Annotated in this window: 17 protein-coding genes and 1 riboswitch; of the genes, 4 read left to right on the top strand and 13 right to left on the bottom strand. The window is 63.9% G+C overall.

The window, feature by feature from the left end; genetic code table 11:
* Positions 1-9: 9 nt before the first annotated feature.
* The 5 genes from A39O_RS0110215 to thiC all read right to left on the bottom strand — a co-directional run bounded on the left by A39O_RS0110215 (position 10) and on the right by thiC (position 6,751).
* Positions 10-2,100: a tetratricopeptide repeat protein gene (locus tag A39O_RS0110215; protein WP_020504559.1), complete on the bottom strand. Its 2,091-nt coding sequence runs from the start codon at positions 2,098-2,100 to the stop codon at positions 10-12.
* Positions 2,097-3,080 carry a hypothetical protein gene (locus tag A39O_RS0110210; RefSeq protein ID WP_157639939.1) on the bottom strand — a complete coding sequence of 328 codons (984 nt, stop codon included), beginning with the start codon at positions 3,078-3,080 and terminating at the stop codon, positions 2,097-2,099. The genes A39O_RS0110215 and A39O_RS0110210 overlap by 4 nt, the downstream gene beginning before the upstream one ends.
* 265 nt (positions 3,081-3,345) lie before the next feature.
* Entirely contained in the window at positions 3,346-3,822 is a 477-nt protein-coding gene (locus A39O_RS0110205) for a DUF29 domain-containing protein (protein WP_020504557.1), read from the bottom strand.
* A 412-nt stretch (positions 3,823-4,234) separates the two neighbouring features.
* Positions 4,235-4,804, bottom strand: a complete 570-nt coding sequence (locus tag A39O_RS0110200) for a Uma2 family endonuclease (protein WP_020504556.1) — start codon at positions 4,802-4,804, stop codon at positions 4,235-4,237.
* Positions 4,805-4,858: 54 nt separating this feature from the next.
* Complete coding sequence (gene thiC, locus A39O_RS0110195; RefSeq protein ID WP_020504555.1) at positions 4,859-6,751, bottom strand: phosphomethylpyrimidine synthase ThiC; 1,893 nt, start codon at positions 6,749-6,751, stop codon at positions 4,859-4,861.
* A 152-nt stretch (positions 6,752-6,903) separates the two neighbouring features.
* Positions 6,904-7,002: riboswitch (TPP riboswitch) on the bottom strand.
* A gap of 205 nt (positions 7,003-7,207) precedes the next feature.
* On the opposite strand from thiC, the gene A39O_RS0110190 reads away from it, so the two are divergent.
* Positions 7,208-9,352: an EAL domain-containing protein gene (locus tag A39O_RS0110190; protein ID WP_245561858.1), complete on the top strand. Its 2,145-nt coding sequence runs from the start codon at positions 7,208-7,210 to the stop codon at positions 9,350-9,352.
* Here A39O_RS0110190 and A39O_RS0110185 read toward each other — a convergent pair.
* From A39O_RS0110185 to A39O_RS0110175, 3 genes are read right to left on the bottom strand one after another with little or no spacing between them, the layout of a single operon-like run.
* A complete protein-coding gene (locus tag A39O_RS0110185) occupies positions 9,349-9,939 on the bottom strand; it encodes a Uma2 family endonuclease (protein ID WP_020504553.1) in 591 nt (196 codons plus the stop codon). The genes A39O_RS0110190 and A39O_RS0110185 overlap by 4 nt on opposite strands.
* Before the next feature lie 9 nt (positions 9,940-9,948).
* Positions 9,949-10,620, bottom strand: coding sequence for a cyclodeaminase/cyclohydrolase family protein (locus A39O_RS32985; protein WP_020504552.1), 672 nt, complete (start codon positions 10,618-10,620; stop codon positions 9,949-9,951).
* Positions 10,617-11,504 (bottom strand): bifunctional 5,10-methylenetetrahydrofolate dehydrogenase/5,10-methenyltetrahydrofolate cyclohydrolase, encoded by an 888-nt coding sequence (locus tag A39O_RS0110175; protein ID WP_020504551.1) that lies wholly within the window; start codon positions 11,502-11,504, stop codon positions 10,617-10,619. The genes A39O_RS32985 and A39O_RS0110175 overlap by 4 nt, the downstream gene beginning before the upstream one ends.
* A 307-nt stretch (positions 11,505-11,811) precedes the next feature.
* On the opposite strand from A39O_RS0110175, the gene A39O_RS0110170 reads away from it, so the two are divergent.
* Entirely contained in the window at positions 11,812-12,504 is a 693-nt protein-coding gene (locus tag A39O_RS0110170) for a DUF4124 domain-containing protein (protein ID WP_026199296.1), read from the top strand.
* 309 nt (positions 12,505-12,813) lie between these two features.
* Positions 12,814-14,886 carry a PhoX family protein gene (locus A39O_RS0110165; RefSeq protein WP_020504550.1) on the top strand — a complete coding sequence of 691 codons (2,073 nt, stop codon included), beginning with the start codon at positions 12,814-12,816 and terminating at the stop codon, positions 14,884-14,886.
* 55 nt (positions 14,887-14,941) lie between these two features.
* Here the strand turns inward: A39O_RS0110165 and A39O_RS0110160 are convergent, their stop codons facing one another.
* The 4 genes from A39O_RS0110160 to A39O_RS0110145 form a co-directional block, all read right to left on the bottom strand.
* Positions 14,942-15,259 carry a type I restriction endonuclease gene (locus A39O_RS0110160; protein WP_020504549.1) on the bottom strand — a complete coding sequence of 106 codons (318 nt, stop codon included), beginning with the start codon at positions 15,257-15,259 and terminating at the stop codon, positions 14,942-14,944.
* 138 nt (positions 15,260-15,397) lie between these two features.
* Complete coding sequence (locus tag A39O_RS0110155) at positions 15,398-17,083, bottom strand: RNA-binding domain-containing protein (RefSeq protein ID WP_020504548.1); 1,686 nt, start codon at positions 17,081-17,083, stop codon at positions 15,398-15,400.
* On the bottom strand, positions 17,080-17,349 hold the full coding sequence (locus A39O_RS0110150) for a type I restriction-modification system subunit M (protein ID WP_020504547.1): 270 nt from the start codon (positions 17,347-17,349) through the stop codon (positions 17,080-17,082). The genes A39O_RS0110155 and A39O_RS0110150 overlap by 4 nt, the downstream gene beginning before the upstream one ends.
* 8 nt (positions 17,350-17,357) lie before the next feature.
* Complete coding sequence (locus tag A39O_RS0110145; RefSeq protein WP_020504546.1) at positions 17,358-17,558, bottom strand: hypothetical protein; 201 nt, start codon at positions 17,556-17,558, stop codon at positions 17,358-17,360.
* A 366-nt stretch (positions 17,559-17,924) separates the two neighbouring features.
* Here A39O_RS0110145 and A39O_RS43520 point away from each other — a divergent pair, with 366 nt between their 5' ends.
* Positions 17,925-18,056, top strand: coding sequence for a Fic family protein (locus A39O_RS43520; protein WP_407635632.1), 132 nt, complete (start codon positions 17,925-17,927; stop codon positions 18,054-18,056).
* Positions 18,057-18,134: 78 nt separating this feature from the next.
* Here the strand turns inward: A39O_RS43520 and A39O_RS43130 are convergent, their stop codons facing one another.
* Complete coding sequence (locus A39O_RS43130; protein WP_020504545.1) at positions 18,135-18,230, bottom strand: type II toxin-antitoxin system antitoxin SocA domain-containing protein; 96 nt, start codon at positions 18,228-18,230, stop codon at positions 18,135-18,137.
* Positions 18,231-18,233 lie beyond the last annotated feature (3 nt).

The raw sequence follows: 18,233 nt of genomic DNA, 5'->3' as shown, positions 1-18,233 counted from the left end.
CCAGCACGTCTAGCCCAGAAGATGCCTTGCGGACAACAGGTCCTCCTCGGCGATGTCACGCAGAACGGGGTTGTCCTGTCGTATCAAACCCAGGAACCAGGCGTCCTGGCGTTGTTCCACGGTCAGATCCTCGTCTTCGAGATCGATATGACGGATGCGGGCCGGTGGTTCACCGCTGATCTCAGTCTCGATCACGGTAGCGAGATAAGGGTAACGCTCCCGCTCCAGGGACCAGTCCACCGCGTCGCCGGCTCGGGCGTGGGCACGGTTGCGGTGCACGCGCAGCACGCCATCGCCCGCGTAGCGCTCCCAGTGATGGTCGAACCAATCGGCGGCGGCTCGCCAGCCCTGGGATCGGGCATGCCAGAGACCGGTCTCGATGAGTTGAGTAGTGCCGGGCGGCAGGGTCGCGATTTCTGTCCAAGCCCGTTCCAGGTGATCGCCGCCGACCCGGCGCAGCAGGATGGCGCGGCCGATAGCAGGGTCATGCGACACATCCTCTCCGGTAATATCGGTCAGTGCATCGAGGTCACCGCCGGGGCCTTCGTCGGGGGTGCGCGTCTGCTTGAGCCGCACCGGCTGGCCGCTCAACGCTTGTTGCAAGCGAGCGCGGGTTTGGCCGCGCTTGGCCGCGCTCCGCTCGTCCATGTCGAGCTGATCAGCCCAGCGCATGACATCTTCAGCTTCATCGAGCCGTCCCAAGTCTCTCAGAGTATCCGCGAGTCCGTTGACGATTGCAGGGTTGCGAGGGAAATGCTGCTGAGCCTCCCGGTATACCATCACCGCCCGTTCGCGGTGGTTGGTGATACGCAGGGTGTGAGCGAGGTCATTGCGACTATAAGGGTCGTTTGGAAATAGCTGCATGGCCGCGCGGTAGACAGCTTCTCCGAGCTCGACCTCTCCGTGGACGATCAACGCGTGGGCCAACTGATTGTGGCGTTTATCGTCGTGAGGGAAACGGCGGCGCGCGTGCCAGTAAACTGCGTGGGCACGGTGCCAATCGCCCTCCGCATCCAGTGCGCGGGCGAGAAGCGACCAAGGAACTGGGTCCTGCGGATTCCAGCGGGCAGCCTCGTGGGCCAAGTCGCGCGCCCAGGCTGGGTCTGGCCCAAGCAGCCGGTCCCCCAGGTTACAGAAGGTCCGGATCAGGTAGTGGCTGTCGCCGCTCTCGCGACAGTACTGGCGATGCTTGTCGAGAAACGCTTCAAGCTCCGGGCGAATGGCACTCAGCCGTCCCGGAAGCTGTCTCAGAAGTGTCTGCCGTTCGTCAGGATCGGGCGGCGCAAGGATGACCCTCACCGTTCTCGCCTCGCGCGCCTGAAACGCTGCCGGATAGCGCTGATCCAACCACTTTCGCACCGGCGCGGAGACATCCCGCGTCTGCACCAGATCGCGGAAGCGTCGACCCCACTGATCGACACTCATCGGATAGACGGCAGCCAGGTAATCCAATTCGGCGAGCCAGGTCTTGCCCTTGATATCGCCGCGCCGCGCCAGCGCCTCGCCGTAATCCAGCACTCCACGCAGCATGGCCGTCGGCACCGAGCGCTCCACCTTGCCCTCATCGTCCGCCGGCATCAGACGCAGCCCGGTGATGGCGAGCCGGGCATAGTCCGCTGACACCCCCCCGGAGAGTCGGGCGAGCCCGAGCCACAGCCCGAGCAGGCGGCGGTCCGGCTGGCCCTGGGTCAGGGCGACCAGCAGTGCGGCCTCCGGATCGCGGGAGCGGCCGAAATAAAAACTGCGCAGCCAGGACCTCAGCCGGCCCTGCTGCTGCGCGCACCAGGCGCGCGACTCGGGCAATGGCACCAGCAGGATGGCGCGGAACGCATCGACGAGTGCGTCGGCGAAGCGCTTGCCCGGCAGATCGGCGCGTGCCGGGGAGCCAATTACCTGCCCGAGCCACTCGCGCATTGCCAAATCCGTCGGCTGGATCTGGTCAGGGGAGAGGATCTGGATCAGGGCCTCGGAGGGGCGTGCCCGCGCGAAGGAGCCCAGGAAGATGCGGCCGGCCAACAGGTCGCCGATGGCCTGGACCGGATCGGTGGTGAACCGGGCGCTCCAACGCTCAGCCGCCGGGCTGACGGCAGGCGCCTTCATCGCACGGCACCGGCGCAGAAATCCGCCCCGAAGTCATCCCGCTCGGCATAGAGACGGACCCAGGGCAGGTGAAAACCCCGCGCGCGAACCAGCGGCATGGTCACCGGTTCGGTAATGATGCCGGCGCGATAGAAATGCTCGGGACGGTAAGGGATGCGCGCATGTAGCAGTTCACAACCCATCTGGTAATCATTCTCCGTTTCTACCGGAGTAAGGTTTACTGTTCTGCCGTAGCGCAGCGCTTCGGTCGCGTTCGGCTGAGGAAGTGGGCTTGGGAAAAAGAATGGGTTGATGTCACCATCCAGCACCGTCGGGATCGCCGGGTGACCCTGGCCGGCGGACGCGGCAATGACCTCGGCAACCGGGTAGCGCATGAGGAAGATCTCGACCGGCCGTCCGGAACGGCCAGGGTCGTAGTGGCCTAACCCCAGACGGTCGCGCAACTGCAGTGCCCAGTCGACGACGCCGTCGGCCAGGCAGTCCTCAACCTGGATCTCAGTCGTGACATAGGCCGGGCGTTGGTCGCGCTCCGGGTTCCAGGCGTCGCAAAGACCCTGAAGGTAGGCCCTCGCTGACGCGTCACCAGACTGAAACGTCTCGATTTGGGTCTTGATTTCCTCAAAAGAATGTCCGCGCAGAGAGCAAGGCCAAGCCGCGTGCTCAATCCGAATCAGATTCAAACGCACATCAATCTGAGTCAGCCTGTTACGAATGTTGATGTCGCGGAAAGTGTAGGGAATCAGGGGCTCGTCCTGATCAATGAACAGGTGCTCCGTTGCGTAGCCGCGATGTCGACCGTACCAGTCGTCCAGTCCGCTGATAGAGCCCGTGAGGAAACGGGGCTGATACAGGGCCAGCGCGGCCACAGGCGGACGTTCGTCAAGCAAGAAGTTCTGGGCACACGCCTGTTCCTCGGGATCACCGGATACCGAGGCCGCTTCCAAGTAGCTGTGAAGACTGGGAATTGCTCTTGAGTCCATCAATTGCCTCGGGGCCGCCTAAATTTGCACCAGCGGACTGATTTCCTTCAGTTGTCCGGTCGGACGTCATCAAACGAGCGTCGGTTGGCAAAGACTAATCTACCGCGGCTGCCCGTGTCCACGAAGCCGGCCGGTGAGCCCGGTTCCGGGAAGTCGACTGGAGTCCAAGGCTTCCGCCTTGGAGCGGCAGGCCAAGGCTGAAGCCTTGGACTCCAATTGAGCATCGCTGGCCGGAACGATGATCAAGGCCCGCCGTCGCGTGCCGCTAGGCGGTACCCGGCCAATAAACGTCCGCGATGATCTGTTCCGTGGTGTAAGGACAGGCGGAGGGAAAGCGATCCGCCTGGAGTTTGGTCTCGATGGCCGCGAGCCGTCTCGCCGAGGGGTATTCCCGCAGGATCAGAGTCGGGACGCTGCCGACCAGACTCGGACTATCTTCGAGGATGACGGCGATTTCGCGCCGGGCGCTGATGATGGACCGCTGCCAACTGGTGCCGCGGCGACTGGGCTGAAACTCCCACTTCAAGAGATGCAGCAGGAGGTTACGCAGATGACTGCCCAAGGCGCGCCGTTCGCTCTTGCCCAAGTCTTCCAACTCCTCGGCAATGTGGTCGACATCGATCTCGGCGAGTCGCCGCTGGCGGAGCAATGCCGCGTTCGCCTCGGCCCAGGCCACCAGATCGCTTTCGTAGCCATCGGGACAGGCGTCGCCTAAAGGTTGGAGCTTACGCGCGAGTGCCATGTTGCGTCTTCCGATTCGAGTGGGACTCACTCACTTCACACGAGTATCGGCTGAGCCTCGGGGCGCGTCAATGAACGGCAATAACCCGGTCGCGCAGGCGCGCCCTGAACATCGCTCCGGCCACCAGGTTTCTTGAAGGGTGCAGTTCGTTCCTGACACTGGTGGCGAATTGCGCCCACGCGGACGCATCCGCCGCACCAGCTTGGCGCAGACCCGGAATGGCTCACGCCAAGGCGCCAAGACGCCAAGGGTCTTCAAGGCAATAGCGAAACCGGAGGCGCTCGCGGAGTGACCGGGGAGCACCGCAGAATTGCGCGATTCTTGGCGTGCTTGGCGACTTGGCGTGAGATAGGTTCTTTCCAGACTCCGCGGTCGGGAGCATTCGCCGCCAATGTCCCTTCGTCGCCGCACCCTACAGCAGACGCGAGAGATCGAGATGGACTGACTCCAAGCCGGGAACCCTCACCGCCGTTACATCGGTCACGGGCTCCGATTCCAGGTATCCGGTGTGACTTGGTGCGCGGTAACACCTGATGGTACGGGCATTGACATCCAATAGCCACGCCTCGGGAATACCGGCCCGGCCATAGACGTGGATCTTTACGTCGCGATCGTAGCGCAGCGTGGTGTCGGCAACCTCGATCAGCAGCAAGATATCCGCGGGCGCCGGGTGGCGCCGGCGGTACTTGGAGGCCGGCGGCCTGACGAGGGCGATGTCGGGTTGGGGCTCGTCGTGTCGGCCCAACTGAATGGGGTTCTGCACGCGCACAACCGCGGCATCCCCCACCGCCCGCACCAGTGCCGTCTGCAGATCGGTCACGATACTCGCATGCGGCGCTCCAATCGGCGGCATCTCGATCACCTCCCCGTCAATCAGTTCGACCCGCGCATCCGGTGCGAGGATGCCGACCTCGCCCATACGGTAATAATCCTCCACCGTATAGCGGTGACGGTGGATCAGGTCTTCGGCGGTGCTGGACATGGGCTGCTGCCTATTGTCGGTTGATCCCAAGCGAAGGAAAACCCGTCTGCCTCGTCAAACCTCCTGGTAGATCCGCGCCCCCTCCTTGCGGAACTCCTCCGCCTTTTCCTTCATGCCTTCCTCGATCGCGATCTCGACGTTGTCTAACCGGTGTGCCTGGGCATAGTCGCGCACGTCCTGGGTGATCTTCATGGAGCAGAAGTGCGGGCCGCACATGGAGCAGAAATGGGCGACCTTGTGGGAGTCATGGGGCATGGTCTGATCGTGATATTCGCGCGCCCGCTCGGGGTCGAGCGAGAGATTGAATTGATCGTCCCAGCGGAATTCAAAGCGCGCCTTGGACAGCGCATTGTCGCGAATCTGGGCGCCCGGCAAGCCCTTGGCGAGATCCGCACCATGGGCGGCGATCTTGTAGGTGACGATGCCGTCGCGCACGTCCTGCTTGGTGGGCAGACCCAGGTGCTCCTTGGGCGTGACATAGCAGAGCATAGCGGTGCCGTACCAGCCGATGTTGGCGGCGCCGATGCCGGAAGTGATGTGATCATAGGCGGGGGCGATGTCGGTGATCAGAGGCCCGAGTGTATAGAAGGGCGCCTCGTAGCACTCGATCAGCTCCTTCTCCATATTCTCCTGGATCATCTGCAGCGGCACATGGCCCGGGCCTTCGATCATGACTTGCACATCATGATCCCAGGCGACCTTGGTCAATTCGCCCAGGGTCTCCAGTTCGGCGAACTGGGCGGCGTCATTGGCGTCGGCAATGGACCCCGGGCGCAATCCATCACCCAAGCTGAAAGCGACATCATAGGCTTTCATGATCTCGCAGATGTCTTCGAAATGGGTGTAGAGGAAGTTCTCCCGATGGTGCGCCAGACACCACTTGGCCAGAATGGACCCGCCGCGCGAGACGATGCCGGTCACCCGATCCGCGGTCAGCGGCACATAGCGCAGCAGGACTCCGGCATGAATGGTGAAATAATCCACGCCCTGCTCGGCCTGTTCGATGAGGGTGTCGCGGAACATTTCCCAGGTGAGTTCCTCGGCCTTGCCGTCGACCTTCTCCAGCGCCTGATAGATCGGTACTGTGCCGATCGGCATGGGGGCATTACGCAGAATCCACTCGCGGGTTTCGTGGATGTTCTTACCCGTCGAGAGATCCATCAGGGTATCGCCGCCCCAGCGGGCCGACCAGACCATCTTTTCGACTTCGTCCTCGATTCCGGAGGTGACCGCGGAGTTGCCGATATTGGTATTGATCTTCACCCGGAAGTTGCGCCCGATGATCATGGGCTCCAATTCCGGATGATTGATGTTGGCCGGGATGATGGCGCGACCGCGGGCGACCTCGGCACGCACGAATTCGGGGGTGATGGTCTCCGGCAGACTGGCGCCGAACGAGTGACCGCGGTGCTGGCGCAAGACCTTGGCATAACGCGGGTCGCCGCGCAATGTATCCAGGCGCATGTTCTCGCGAATCGCGACGTATTCCATCTCGGGGGTGATGATCCCCGCCCGTGCATAATGCATCTGGGAGACATTCCCGCCCGGCTTGGCGCGGCGAGGCGTGCGCAGGTGCGCAAAACGCAGATGCGCCAGACCCGCGTCCCCCTGACGGCGGCGCCCGAACTCGGAACTGGGGCCGGCCAGGCGCTGCGTGTCGCCGCGCTCCTCAATCCAGGCCGAGCGCAGGTCCGGCAGGCCGGCCATCAGGTCGATGTGGACGGTCGGGTCCGTGTAGGGCCCGGAGGTGTCGTAGATGAACACCGGCGGGTTTTCTTCGATCCCCTGGCTAGTCTGGGTGGGGGTGAGGCTGACCTCGCGCAGGGGCACGCGCAGGTCCGGCCGCGACCCCTGGACATACACTTTGCGGGACCCTGGGAAGGGCTGGGTGACCTCGTCCGACAACTGCGCGGTTTTCTGGACGAATGTTTTCGGGATGGCGCTCATGTGATGTCCTCGCGATGCAAGCGGGCGCGCTGGGGCGCTGGTTGTTCAAATTCCGGGAACCAGCGTCGGGGCTGATCGATCGGCCAGAGGCCGGCGGGACGGAAAGCGGCAGCGAACAGGCGGCGGCGGGACCGCGGCGACGCGGGGTTCCGGCGAGGGTTCGCCTGCTTTCCTGCGCCGGCATGATCCGGATCAGGTTCAAAGGGACTCTCTCAGCCCGACACTCGGTTCGGACACCCCCAGCAGGTTTCAATCGGGAAACCTATAGAAATCGTCGGCAGATTTCAACCACCGTGATACTGATACACGACCGGGCAGGCCCGCGGGTGCGACCGGAACGCAAGCCAAAGGCCCGGACGTGCTACCTTAAGCACGCGCTGACAGCCGCCGCGCGTCCGCAGACACAGCGAAGGAACCGCGGCGAGTCGGTCGGCGACAGCAGGGAGGCCGGCGTGCATGCACGTTTCGGCCCTGGGAAACCAAGCAGACTGCATCGAGGTTCACGAGATGCTGACTCCCATGACGCACCGGATACCCAAAAACCACGTTTACTACCTGGGTGACGATACGGCGCTGTGCCTCGACCTGAGTTCGCTCCTCAACCAGAAGGGACTGACGCTGCGGATCTTCGCCGCCCCGGACGCCCTGGCCGCGGCGACCGCGCAGACCGCCCCGGCCGTGCTGATCCTGGAAATGGACAAGGTGCCGACCGGCACGACCCTGGAACCCTTTCTCAACGGCCTGCTGGCCAACGCGGAGCAACGTCCGGAACTCCTGTGCATCGCCGCGCGGGAGGCCATCGAGACGCGCCTGCAGGCCATGCGGGCCGGTGCCCAGGGCGTCTACTTGGCCCCGGTCGCGGCCGGGGATCTGGCCCAGCGGGTGCTGCAACTCAGCGGCATCGGCGACGCCGGCCGTTACCGTGTACTGGTGGTCGAGGATGACCCGGCCCAGGCCAAGTATGTCGCCCTGCTGCTCACCAACGCCAACATCGAATCACGGGTGGTCGGCGAGCCGCTCAAGGTTCTGGACGCGATCCGCTCTTTCCGACCGGATCTGGTGTTGATGGATCTCTACATGCCGGACGCCAACGGCGACGAGCTCACGGCGATCATCCGTGATCAGGACGAGTTCCTGGATCTGCCCATCATCTTTCTGTCGTCGGAACTGGACCTTGACCGGCAGATGGACGCCTTGCGCGTGGGCGGCGACAGCTTTCTCGCCAAACCGATCCAGCGCAAACTGCTGATCGACTCGATCGAACACCGCATCCGCATGGCCCGCTGGCTGCGCGAGCGCCGGCTGGCGGTCAGTCGCCGGGATGCCGCCGCCGGGCTGCTCCAGCCCGACCAATTCATGCGGCACCTGGATCGCTGTGTCCGCTCCTGCGGGACCACGGGTGAGGGCGGGCTCTTGCTGATCGAGATCGACTCGCCGCAAGAGACCCTGGATCGGCTCGGTTTCGATGGGACGGATCGACTGTCGCGCCGCCTGGAGGTCGAACTCAGCAACCGTATGACCCCCGAGGAATGCGCCACGCGGCTGGGGGACTTCAGCTATGCCTTGCTGGCCAAGCGCGATGATGCGCGCGCGCTGGTCGACCTGGCCGAGCGGCTGCGCCACCTGCTCGCCGACTCCGGATCGGCGGGCCGCACCGGGTCGGCGGCGGAGGCCGCGGAGCACCAGACAACGGTCAGCATCGGCATCGGACGCTTTGCGCCCGCGGCGGACGATGCGCTGACCATGCTCTCGCGCGGGCAGAAGGCCGCCATGGCCGCGCAGGCGGCCGGCGGGAATCGGGTGCAGTTCTGGGAGCCGGCGGTCACCCCGGGGCAACCCGCGCAGGCGGATGCCCAAATCCGCACCCTGCTTGAAGGCGCCATTGCCCGCCAGGGGCTGATGCTGCTGTTCCAACCCATCCTGTCGCTGGGCCAGGACGCCGGTGAACTCTACGAGGTCCAGTTGCGGCTGCGCGCCCCGGACGGCGAGCACATACCACCCCACGACTTCCTGCCCGTGGCCGAACGGACCGGTCTCATGCCGGCGATTGACCGTTGGGTGATGCAGCGCGCGATGGACGTGATGGACGTCCAGCGGGTCGCGCACCCGCGGCTGCGGCTGCTCGTCCATCAGACGCTGACCGCGGTCGCCGCCCCCCAGTGGCTCCAGTGGTTCCGCGACCAGATCGTCCAGCGCAACCTGATCCGCTTACGGCCGCTGCTGGCGCTGCGGATGAGCGAAATCGTGCGCGACCTGGACACGGCCAGGCCCTTGATGGCCAACCTGCGCAAATACGGGGTCCAGGTCTGTATCGCCGACTGCTCCGGCAACCCAGCCGAACGGGAGATCCTGGCGGAGTTCGCGGTCTCCCTGGTCAAACTCTCCACCCATACCCTGACGAACTCTGAACAGGGCGTGCTGGCCAGGATCGTCCGCGACTTGCGCGACCTGGGGTCCGCGGTCATCGCCGCCGGCATCGAGGACCCGGAAACCATCGCGCGCGTCTGGAACTGCCGCCCGGATTTCCTGCAGGGCAATTACCTCCAGTTACCGAGCGCGGAACTCAGTTACGACTTTACCAAGGCGGAGTATCTCGCCTAAACGATCAAGCGCCGAAACGCCTGCACCGCGTCGTATTGGTCCGGCATCCGCGCATGGGCGGCGAGCAGGGCCAGATCCAGATCCGGCAGCAGTCGGCTGCGGGTGTCGCGGCGGTAGCCGTCGGGTTCCAGTACATGGACCTCCAGATCGCCGTTGCGCCAGAGCCAGACCTCCAGGATCCCCAACCCCTGATAAAGCGGGAGCTTGCTGAGCGCCTCGTGGGTGACGACGACCTCGATGACGAGATCCGGCAGTGACTTGTCGGAGCCGATGCAGTAGGACTGGTCCGGCTCACCGGCGGCCCGGCCGGGCTGCTTCAGGGTGAAGCCGCCGCGGCCATAGAAGCGGATCCCGTGCGCGGTCAGATAGGCCTCGAGGAGATAGCCGATGCTCATCTTGCGCGTTTCGTGCTCTGGCCCGATCGGCGACATGAGCTCCAGGCTCCCATCCAGGTACGTGAGGCGGACCGCACGGCTGTCCTCGAAGCAGGCGGACAACTGTTCGAAGCGCTGCCAGGAGACACCTTCGAGCAGGATGCGCTGCACCGCGTTGTCGGTGGCGGCGGGTGGGTCGATGACGGTGGGCATGGGTAAGACTCAGGCCGGGCCGCCCAGACCGCGCGAAACGGTTGCCAGCACCTCAGCCGCGAGCCGGGAACCTTCCTCGGCCAGTTGGACACGGGCCGTGCCGCAAGCCGATTGGAATGCGGCATCCCGCAAGCCGGGAAGATTGATGTCCACATTGTAGAGCACGGCCTTGAGCGCGCCCTCCAGGATGCCGGCGCCGGCCCCGACATCGCTCAGCACATGGGGATGCGTGAGCGGCAGGGCACGGGTCGCCAGGTGCAGCGCCGCGACCATGAACCGTGCCGCCTGCAGCGGTGATTCAGTCGCGCGGATAACCGCGGCCTGCAGGGACTCGGCGCGCTGCCGTTTCTTATCATCCGTGTCCTTCGGCAACTTGAGTGCCGCCATGTAGGCCCGGAAGGCCGCGATATCCGCATCCGCCGCAGCGGCGATCTGCGCCATCACCGGGCGTGATTCGGCCAGCAGTGCAGTGATCTCCGCGGGCCGTGCCGCGTCCTTGCGCTTGCCGGAGATCTCCAGGGCCATCACCACCAGACCCAGGCCGCAAGCCGCGGTCACACCGGCGACACTGCCGCCGCCGGGCGTGGGCTGGGCACTCGCGGTGGCGGATAAAAAGTCCTGCAGCGACTGCGTCCAGAGGGTGTCGGTCACAGCGGTTGAATCGGTGATTGGAGTGTTCATCGCGTCGTCGGATCAGTCTGTTGTCTCTCGGCCGCGCGGATCAGATTTTGAAAGATCAGCGCGGAGGTCAGCGGCCCGACACCGCCGGGAACCGGCGTCAGCGCCGCGGCGAGGCCCTCCACCGCGGCCGCGTCCAGGTCTCCGACCAGCTTGCCGTTCAGATAATTGATGCCCGCATCGATGAGGATCTGGCCCGCCCGCACCTGCGCGCGCCCGATCTGATGGGCCCGGCCGATGGCCACGAATACCAGCTCACAATCCGCCAGCACCGCCGCGAGATCGCGGGTGCGGCTGTGGCACACGGTCACCGTGGCATGGCGATTCACCAGCATGCTGGCCAGGGGCCGGCCGACGGTGCGCCCGCGCCCGATGACGGCTACCTGCTTGCCGGCCACCGAGCCGCGCGTCTCCGCGAGCATGATGCAGGCCTGCGCCGTCGCCGAGGTCAGCGCCTCGTCCTCCCGTCCGGTGGTGATCAGACCCATGCTGTAGGCGGTCATGCCGTCGATGTCTTTGGCCGGCGCGATCAGGTCCAGTGCCCGGTCGCCGTGAAGGTGCGGGGCGAGCGGCAGCTCCAACAGAATGCCGTGCACCGTCACATCCCGCGACAGCGCCCGACAGGTCTCCTCCAAGCGCTCCTGTGTGGTGTCGCTGCCCAGGTCATGGATGTCAAGTTCGATACCCAGTTGGGCGGCGGTGCGCTGCTTCGATTGCGAATAGCTGAGCGACGCCGGATCATCAGAGGCAAGGATCACCGCCATCTTCGGCTTGAAACCGGTTGCCGTCAGCACCGCGGCACGCGCGGCAACCGCCTGGCGAACGTCTTTGGCCAGGGCGTCGCCCCGGATCTTCTGTGTTTCTGTAATGGTGTCAGTGGTGGACATGCAGTACGCATCATGTTTCGGTGAGACCCGGCGGTGGCTGCGTGTGCAGCCGCGGGCCGTGCGGCCGCCGGCCGCGACAAGGCGGAAAACCAACCGCCCCAGGTACGATAAGGGTTCGAATGTAGCCCGGATGCAAATGGCGGGCAAGCCCGGTCACACCTGACGACGATCAAGATGCAAGGAACCCGGCAGCCGGACCGATTGCCGATCCTGCGACGCCGGTCTCACGGCGGCCTGCTATCGTTAATGCGATTGGCAATGTCACAACGCAACAAGGACCTGGATCATGGCAAAGCCCCTTTCATCAATGTCTCTGATATTGACACTCGGCATCGGCATCGGCATCGCCGCCTTGAGCAGCCCCAACCCGGCCATCGCCGCGATCTACCGATGCACCAACGCGGCGGGGGAGGTCGGATTCTCGGACGAACCCTGCCCCGCCGACTTCGCCACGGACGAGTTGGATATCCAGAGCCAACCCGCTCGGGGAGCCTCCAGCCGGAGGACCGACGACAACCCCTACTCCGCCATCGAGCAGGTCAAACGGCTGGAGAAGGAACGGGCCAGCCGGGGCCGATACACGACATCGCGGCGCGATGCGGCAAACCCGGATCATCACGCCAGGCTGCAAGACATCAAGGAACAACTGCGCACCTTGGCGCGCGGTGAACGGAATCTGCGCGACGACTTGGGGGGCAACGCCTCACCGATCCGCAAGCGATGGGCACGCGAAGAACTCGCCACGCTACTTGAGCAGCAAGCGCAACTGCGTCGAGAGCGCGACCTCCTTAGCGGACGCCGCCCCCGGACGGCCGACATCGAGCGCCGCGCCAGGAAAGATGCCTTGGAGGCTGAATCCGTTACGCGCGCGGCGCAAGCAAAGACCGGGCAGGCGCAGCGGGAGGCGCAATTGCGTTCGCAGAAAGCAAAAAAACAAGCCCAAGCCGAGGAACAGCGGGCCAACGCGAAGAGCTGGCACACCAAAGAACCGCAACCATGAGCGCCGGCGCACAAGCGCAGTTGGTGACATCGACCGCATTGATCGCCTTCGTACCTGATATACGGACCGACCCTGGCGTAGAGGCGGGTTTGAAACCCGCCCCTACATCCGGTTATCTCGTCCGACGGCGATACATCACCAGGCGACGGATTCGGGTCTCGTCCGACACCGATCGCGACGCCCCCGGCCTTAATCCGACTGTAATGATCAGACATTAGACTGTGCCCTGACGCGGGATCGCAGCACGTGTTGCCGCGCCATTCCCGCCAACATCAGTCAAGGCTGTCACGATCACGCAGGGGGATTGTCATGCGCTCGTCCAATGAAGAAGATAGCGTCAGTAATGTCAGCGGTAACCGCCATCTCAATGAGATCGTCGCGGTCAATATGAAACGTCGGCAACTCCTGATCGGTGGATTGGGCGCCGCGGCACTGGGTTTTCTCGGGATCCCTGTTCCGGGAGGTCTGCGTGAAGCGCGTGCATACGATACCTCGATCCCACCTCGCCCCGACTTTGGCGGCATCGGCTTCGACGGGATTCCAGCCAACACGCTCGCCGCGGGTCTGCTCGACGATGTGCGTCTGCCGCCCGGTTACACCTACCAGGTGCTTTACGCCTGGGGTGATCCGATCGGGGCGCTCGACCAGCCACCGGGCGCGCCGGCCTGGAAGGACGATGCCAGTAATACCGCCGAGGAGCAGACGCTGCAGTCGGGTGACCACCACGACGGCATGAAGTTCTTCGCATTCCCGCAGAAGGGACGGGGCTATCGCGGCCTCCTGTGCGTGAACCATGAGTATAACGATCAGGAGCTCCTGTTTCCCGATGGCATGGAGAACTGGTCGCTGGAAAAGGCCCGAAAATCCCAGCATGCGCATGGCGTGAGCGTCATCGAGATCGGGGTCGATCGACTCACGGGCGGTTGGGAAGTGAAGCGTCCGTCACGCTTTGCCCGCCGGATCCACGGCAACACCCCGATGCTGCTGTCGGGTCCCGCGGCCGGCCACCCGCTGCTGCAAACCGCCGCCGACCCGACCGGCACCTCGGTACTGGGCACGCTGAACAACTGCGCGAGTGGACGCACCCCTTGGGGGACCTATCTGACCTGTGAGGAAAACTGGAACGGCTATTTCGCCAACCCCACCGGCGATGTCGAAAGCGTTCCGGGTGAAGATCAAAAACTCGAAATCCTCGCCGGCCAATCCCGCTATGGCATTACTCAGGAAGGTGTCGGGTACCGGTGGCATGAGGTCGACGCGCGCTTCCGTGCCGATCTCAATCCCAACGAACCGCATCGCTTCGGCTATGTGGTCGAGATCGATCCCTTCAATCGGCGTGGCACGCCCAAGAAACGGACCGCCTTGGGGCGCGTCAAGCACGAGAACGCCGAACTGGTGGTCGCCCCTGATGGCCACGTGGTCGTCTATACCGGTGATGATGAGCGTAATGAGTACATCTATAAGTTCGTCACCAAGGGGCGCTTCGACCCGAATCAGCGTCGCGCCAACATGGACCTGCTCGACGAGGGGACCCTCTATGTGGCCCGTTTCCATGAGGATGGCAGCGGTGAGTGGCTCGAGCTGACACCCGACAATCCCGCGTTGGCGGGCTGGACCCAGGCGGAGATCTGTATTCGTACCCGCCAGGCAGCGGATCTGGCGGGTGCGACCATGATGGATCGGCCGGAGTGGATCAGCGCCCATCCGTTTAAACGCTCGACCGTGTATTGCACTCTCACCAACAACAGCAACCGCGGCCGCACCCCGGAATCGGTCAACACCCCGACGACCAACGCGGGCTCGGCTCGACCCCCGATAGACACGGCCAACCCGCGCGGCGGTGACGCCGGCGAGGGGTTCGGCTCGGGTAACGTCTACGGTCATATCATTCGCTGGCACGAGGCCGGCGCAGACAACACCGCGCTCACCTTCACCTGGGACATCTTCGCCCTGGCCGGTGACCGGGCGCAAAGCGTCGACAAGCTCAAGGGCAACATCCTCGGCGATGAGTACAATAGCCCGGACGGACTCTGGTTCGACTCGACCGGTCGGCTGTGGATTCAAACCGATGCCACCACCAGTGAGTCAAGCTATGCCGAGGGTGGCGTGAACGAGCGGATCGGAACCAATCAGATGCTCTGCGCGGACCCATTGACCGGCGAGACGCGTCGCTTCCTGACCGGTCCCAGGGGCTGCGAGGTCACGGGCGTCACCTCGACACCCGACAACCGTGCCCTGTTCGTGAATATCCAGCATCCGGGCGAGGGTGGAACCAGTGAAGACCCGACGGCGGTGAGCAGTTGGCCCGACCGCGGAGCACGACCGCGCTCGGGGACCATCGTCATCACCCGCGAGGACGGCGGGGTGATCGGCGCGGCCTGATCCCGATGGGAGCGCGTGCCGCGACGTTGTCACGGCGAGGACATCGCGGCGGCGCTCATTGAACGGATGGCTGTTGCCGGGCTTGATCAAGATTCCGGCCACTTGGGCTCGCCGGGTGCGTACCACCTCGTCGGGCTTGCTGACCTCCATGCACGGTGCCGTAGCGCAAGGCGTCCTCATCCGCAGCCACACTGAACACATTTGGCGCCAGCATCAGCGGTGCCTGGCGCTGATAACGGTGCCGTTGGTGCACCGCCTCGGTCCAGTCCTTGCCGCTGCTGACATAGCTCTTGTACTCGGCGATCACCAACGGGATGTCGTGGCCGGAGAGCCAGGCGATGACGGGGAGTTCGACGTAGCCGGATTCGCTCATCGGACGGTCCTATCTTGTTTGATTTCTTGATTGCGGTGTCGAGAAACCGCGCTATCTAGCCGCTCTATCAAAAGAAGTCTTTTTGTTTTTCCGCAAGATAGGCGTGCCTAATTGATAAATGCAAGGTGTTCCGTCGAGCTAAGGGCTGGAACTTATCAAAACCCAGCGTGGACATCTGCGACTACCCGCGTTGCGGATTTGCCCCTGCTTGGCCAGTTTCCCGAGCAGATTGTGGATGCGGTTCTCCTTTTGCCCGTCGTCCAACACTTCCGGAAGCTTGTCCAGTAAAAGCCGGTCGATGTCCTCTCGCGTCACCGGTTGGTGTTCTTTCACCAAGGCCAAGATCAGGTCTTCATAGTATTTTCGATCAAATCCCCGATCCCGGATATGTCTCGCCTTCTCGCCGACCGCCGCGGCCACCTTGCCGGCGACCACCGTGTTCGGATAGCGGCCTTCCACCAGGTTACCGGCCTTGAGCAAACGATGCTCCTCGGCGGTGATCGGCCGGCGTTTCTGCACCTTGTCCAGTAGCATGATGGTGCACAGATCGAAATCGGTATTTGCCATCAACAGCCGGGTGTAGCGCGCGTCCAGAATCCGCCCCTGAAGCGCCACCTTGACGCGCTCCGGGGCGGAGAGGTCGTAATCCGGTAGGGGAAAGAAGCGGTTGCGCTGCTTAATGAACATGCGCTTGATGCCGCCACCCTGGGTGTCGATCATGTTCAGATTGACCATCACCTCCGCCAACAAGCCGTTACGGTAAACCTCCAGCGGGGCATCCTGCTGGATTACCGCCTCCACATTGCCCGGCAGGAAAGACCCGACATTGCTCAGGATCAGTGCGTCCGGCGTCTCGACGATGTTGATGCGGCCCCGCAAACCATAATCCTGATGGGCGATGCAGTTATGCAGCGCCTCGCGGATCACCCAGGGGTCATATTGCGACATCTCCACCGGGAACAGGGTGCCGTCCGGGAGTTCGCGCACGGTGAGGTTGCGGATGCGCGCCAGCATCCGATCCACGTTGAGCAGGAAAGGCGGGCCAAAATGCTCGTAGCCCAATTCCTCGTTTCGATCGTTCTTGAGTATCCAGCTCATCCGCGCCACGGCCGGTGCCAGCAGGGGGCTCGATTCCTCCCGCCCCAGCAACAGCAGGGCGGCGTGGGTCAGCCCGCCTCGGATCGCCAACTTGGTCTTATTAAGAAACACCGGGGGATCCCAAGCGTCCACCTCGGCGGACTTGGCGGGAAACTTGGTTTTGTATTCAAAGCGCGCCTTGGCGATAGCGTCCGGGTCCAGGTCATCGAGGGTCGCGCGCTCACAGACCTCGGCGCTCCAGTCCACCCGGCGGTTCCATATCTGACGTGCCTTCTGCGGATACTTGCGCAGCTCCGTCTTGCTGGAGCCATCGCGGATATAGGCCGTCCCGTCGAATTCGACGGGGCGGTCATAGGCGGGGTGGATCTCGAACAGCAACACCCGCCGACCCTGATAGTCGAACGAGTGAATCTCATAGCCGGTGTTGGGTTGCAGATGCACAGACAGCCACAGCGGCAGCAACTGGTTGCCCCGGCCATCCCGGTCCTTGACCGTCTCCGCCGCTGGATCGAAGGTCGTGCCGACCACGGCATGGGTGCCGTCCTCGATGCCGAAGACCAGATAGGCCCGTGGCTTGCCCAGCAGGCAGGCTGAATTCGCCAAGGCGGAGAGATACTCACCCAGCGCGCGCGGCTCGAAGCGATTGGCCTTGAATTCCAGCCATTCGCCCTCGTGCGGCTCGGCGCGCAGACGGTCGAGCAGGGCGGTGAGCTCCTGAGTGTTCATGGGGGTAGTGACAGGCCGTACTCGAAATTCGTTACAACCGTATTGACTGATCTCAGGTCCCAAGATTGCGGAATGAGCCCAATCGAAGTCTTTTTTTTCGGTTCACTGCGAACAGCTCCGCAGAATAACTCCTGCGCGAGCGCTAGTTTTTCGATCTCTGCCCGGTTGGCGGCATCCCGCGCCCGATCACTCGCCCTGTCCACGACCTCTGGCGGAGTGAAGAACTCGCCCGCTTCGGCCCCGACATCGTCGGCGAACTTCTTCACTTCAGGGGTCAGCTTGCGGGTTTCCCGCTGTCATCGAACAGCCGGCCCTGCTCGGGGATCACAATCCCGTGGCGCCCGCAATGGTCGCGGATCAGCACCTCCACCATGTTGGCAATGGAGCGATGCTCGCGGGCGGCGGCCGTACGTAGCGCCTCCTTCAGGCCGGGTTCGATGCGGAAGGTCAACGTGGTGGTCTTGGCGGTGGCCATCGCCCCTCTCAACGGCGGTACTGGAGATGTACTGCACGGTACAGTAAAGCCCGATCTGATCCAAGGGCTTGACAATGGTTGCGCAACGCGGGGTTGAGTCGAAGCCCATGGTCGCCCCCTAAGCACCGCCCTTCGCGATCACCCCCGCCATCGTCGCGCTCATCGCCGACATCTCCGAGCGGGTCGGCCATCATACCCAGGCGGGTGAGTCCGCCGCCGCCCTGCGACTGCGGCGTATCAATCGTATCCGTACCATTCAGGGCTCGTTGGCGATTGAAGGCAATACTTTGAGCGAGCGACAGATCACCGCGACCATGGAGGGCAAGCGGGTGATTACCCCACCCCGCGAGATCCAGGAGGTACGCAATGCAACCGGCGCTCGCCGCCGGTTGGCTGGAACAGACACACCCCGATACGCCGAAGAGTCCCAGACAGCAATACCGTCTGACCCGGTCAGGACAACAGGTGGCGCAGGACTTTGCCCGGGACACTCGCTGACAGGGACGAGCCCGATGCACTGATGGTCGGCGGGCTCGCGGGCGTGTTGGGCGCGAAGAGCGCGGGTGGAATTCGGTGCTACCCCTCAACCGGCACCGGACCGAACTTCCAGACTTGGTAGTCCAGGCCGGTCACACTGCGCCCGGTCTGCCGGAAGTCCTCGAAATCGAGCAAAGG

This window comes from Lamprocystis purpurea DSM 4197, from assembly GCF_000379525.1.
Taxonomy (GTDB): domain Bacteria; phylum Pseudomonadota; class Gammaproteobacteria; order Chromatiales; family Chromatiaceae; genus Thiodictyon; species Thiodictyon purpureum.
This window is presented reverse-complemented; position numbering and strand designations above follow the sequence as displayed.

What these genes read in the sequence shown, in the direction of transcription:
- A39O_RS0110215 (WP_020504559.1), bottom strand. Translation starts at nt 2,100, where the DNA reads ATGAAGGCGCCTGCCGTCAGCCCGGCGGCTGAGCGTTGGAGCGCCCGG.
- A39O_RS0110155 (WP_020504548.1), bottom strand. Translation starts at nt 17,083, where the DNA reads ATGAACACTCAGGAGCTCACCGCCCTGCTCGACCGTCTGCGCGCCGAG.
- A39O_RS0110190 (WP_245561858.1), top strand. Translation starts at nt 7,208, where the DNA reads ATGCACGTTTCGGCCCTGGGAAACCAAGCAGACTGCATCGAGGTTCAC.
- A39O_RS0110145 (WP_020504546.1), bottom strand. Translation starts at nt 17,558, where the DNA reads ATGGCCACCGCCAAGACCACCACGTTGACCTTCCGCATCGAACCCGGC.
- thiC (WP_020504555.1), bottom strand. Translation starts at nt 6,751, where the DNA reads ATGAGCGCCATCCCGAAAACATTCGTCCAGAAAACCGCGCAGTTGTCG.
- A39O_RS43520 (WP_407635632.1), top strand. Translation starts at nt 17,925, where the DNA reads ATGCAACCGGCGCTCGCCGCCGGTTGGCTGGAACAGACACACCCCGAT.
- A39O_RS0110205 (WP_020504557.1), bottom strand. Translation starts at nt 3,822, where the DNA reads ATGGCACTCGCGCGTAAGCTCCAACCTTTAGGCGACGCCTGTCCCGAT.
- A39O_RS0110175 (WP_020504551.1), bottom strand. Translation starts at nt 11,504, where the DNA reads ATGTCCACCACTGACACCATTACAGAAACACAGAAGATCCGGGGCGAC.
- A39O_RS0110160 (WP_020504549.1), bottom strand. Translation starts at nt 15,259, where the DNA reads ATGAGCGAATCCGGCTACGTCGAACTCCCCGTCATCGCCTGGCTCTCC.
- A39O_RS0110200 (WP_020504556.1), bottom strand. Translation starts at nt 4,804, where the DNA reads ATGTCCAGCACCGCCGAAGACCTGATCCACCGTCACCGCTATACGGTG.
- A39O_RS0110165 (WP_020504550.1), top strand. Translation starts at nt 12,814, where the DNA reads ATGCGCTCGTCCAATGAAGAAGATAGCGTCAGTAATGTCAGCGGTAAC.
- A39O_RS0110210 (WP_157639939.1), bottom strand. Translation starts at nt 3,080, where the DNA reads ATGGACTCAAGAGCAATTCCCAGTCTTCACAGCTACTTGGAAGCGGCC.
- A39O_RS0110185 (WP_020504553.1), bottom strand. Translation starts at nt 9,939, where the DNA reads ATGCCCACCGTCATCGACCCACCCGCCGCCACCGACAACGCGGTGCAG.
- A39O_RS32985 (WP_020504552.1), bottom strand. Translation starts at nt 10,620, where the DNA reads ATGAACACTCCAATCACCGATTCAACCGCTGTGACCGACACCCTCTGG.
- A39O_RS0110170 (WP_026199296.1), top strand. Translation starts at nt 11,812, where the DNA reads ATGTCTCTGATATTGACACTCGGCATCGGCATCGGCATCGCCGCCTTG.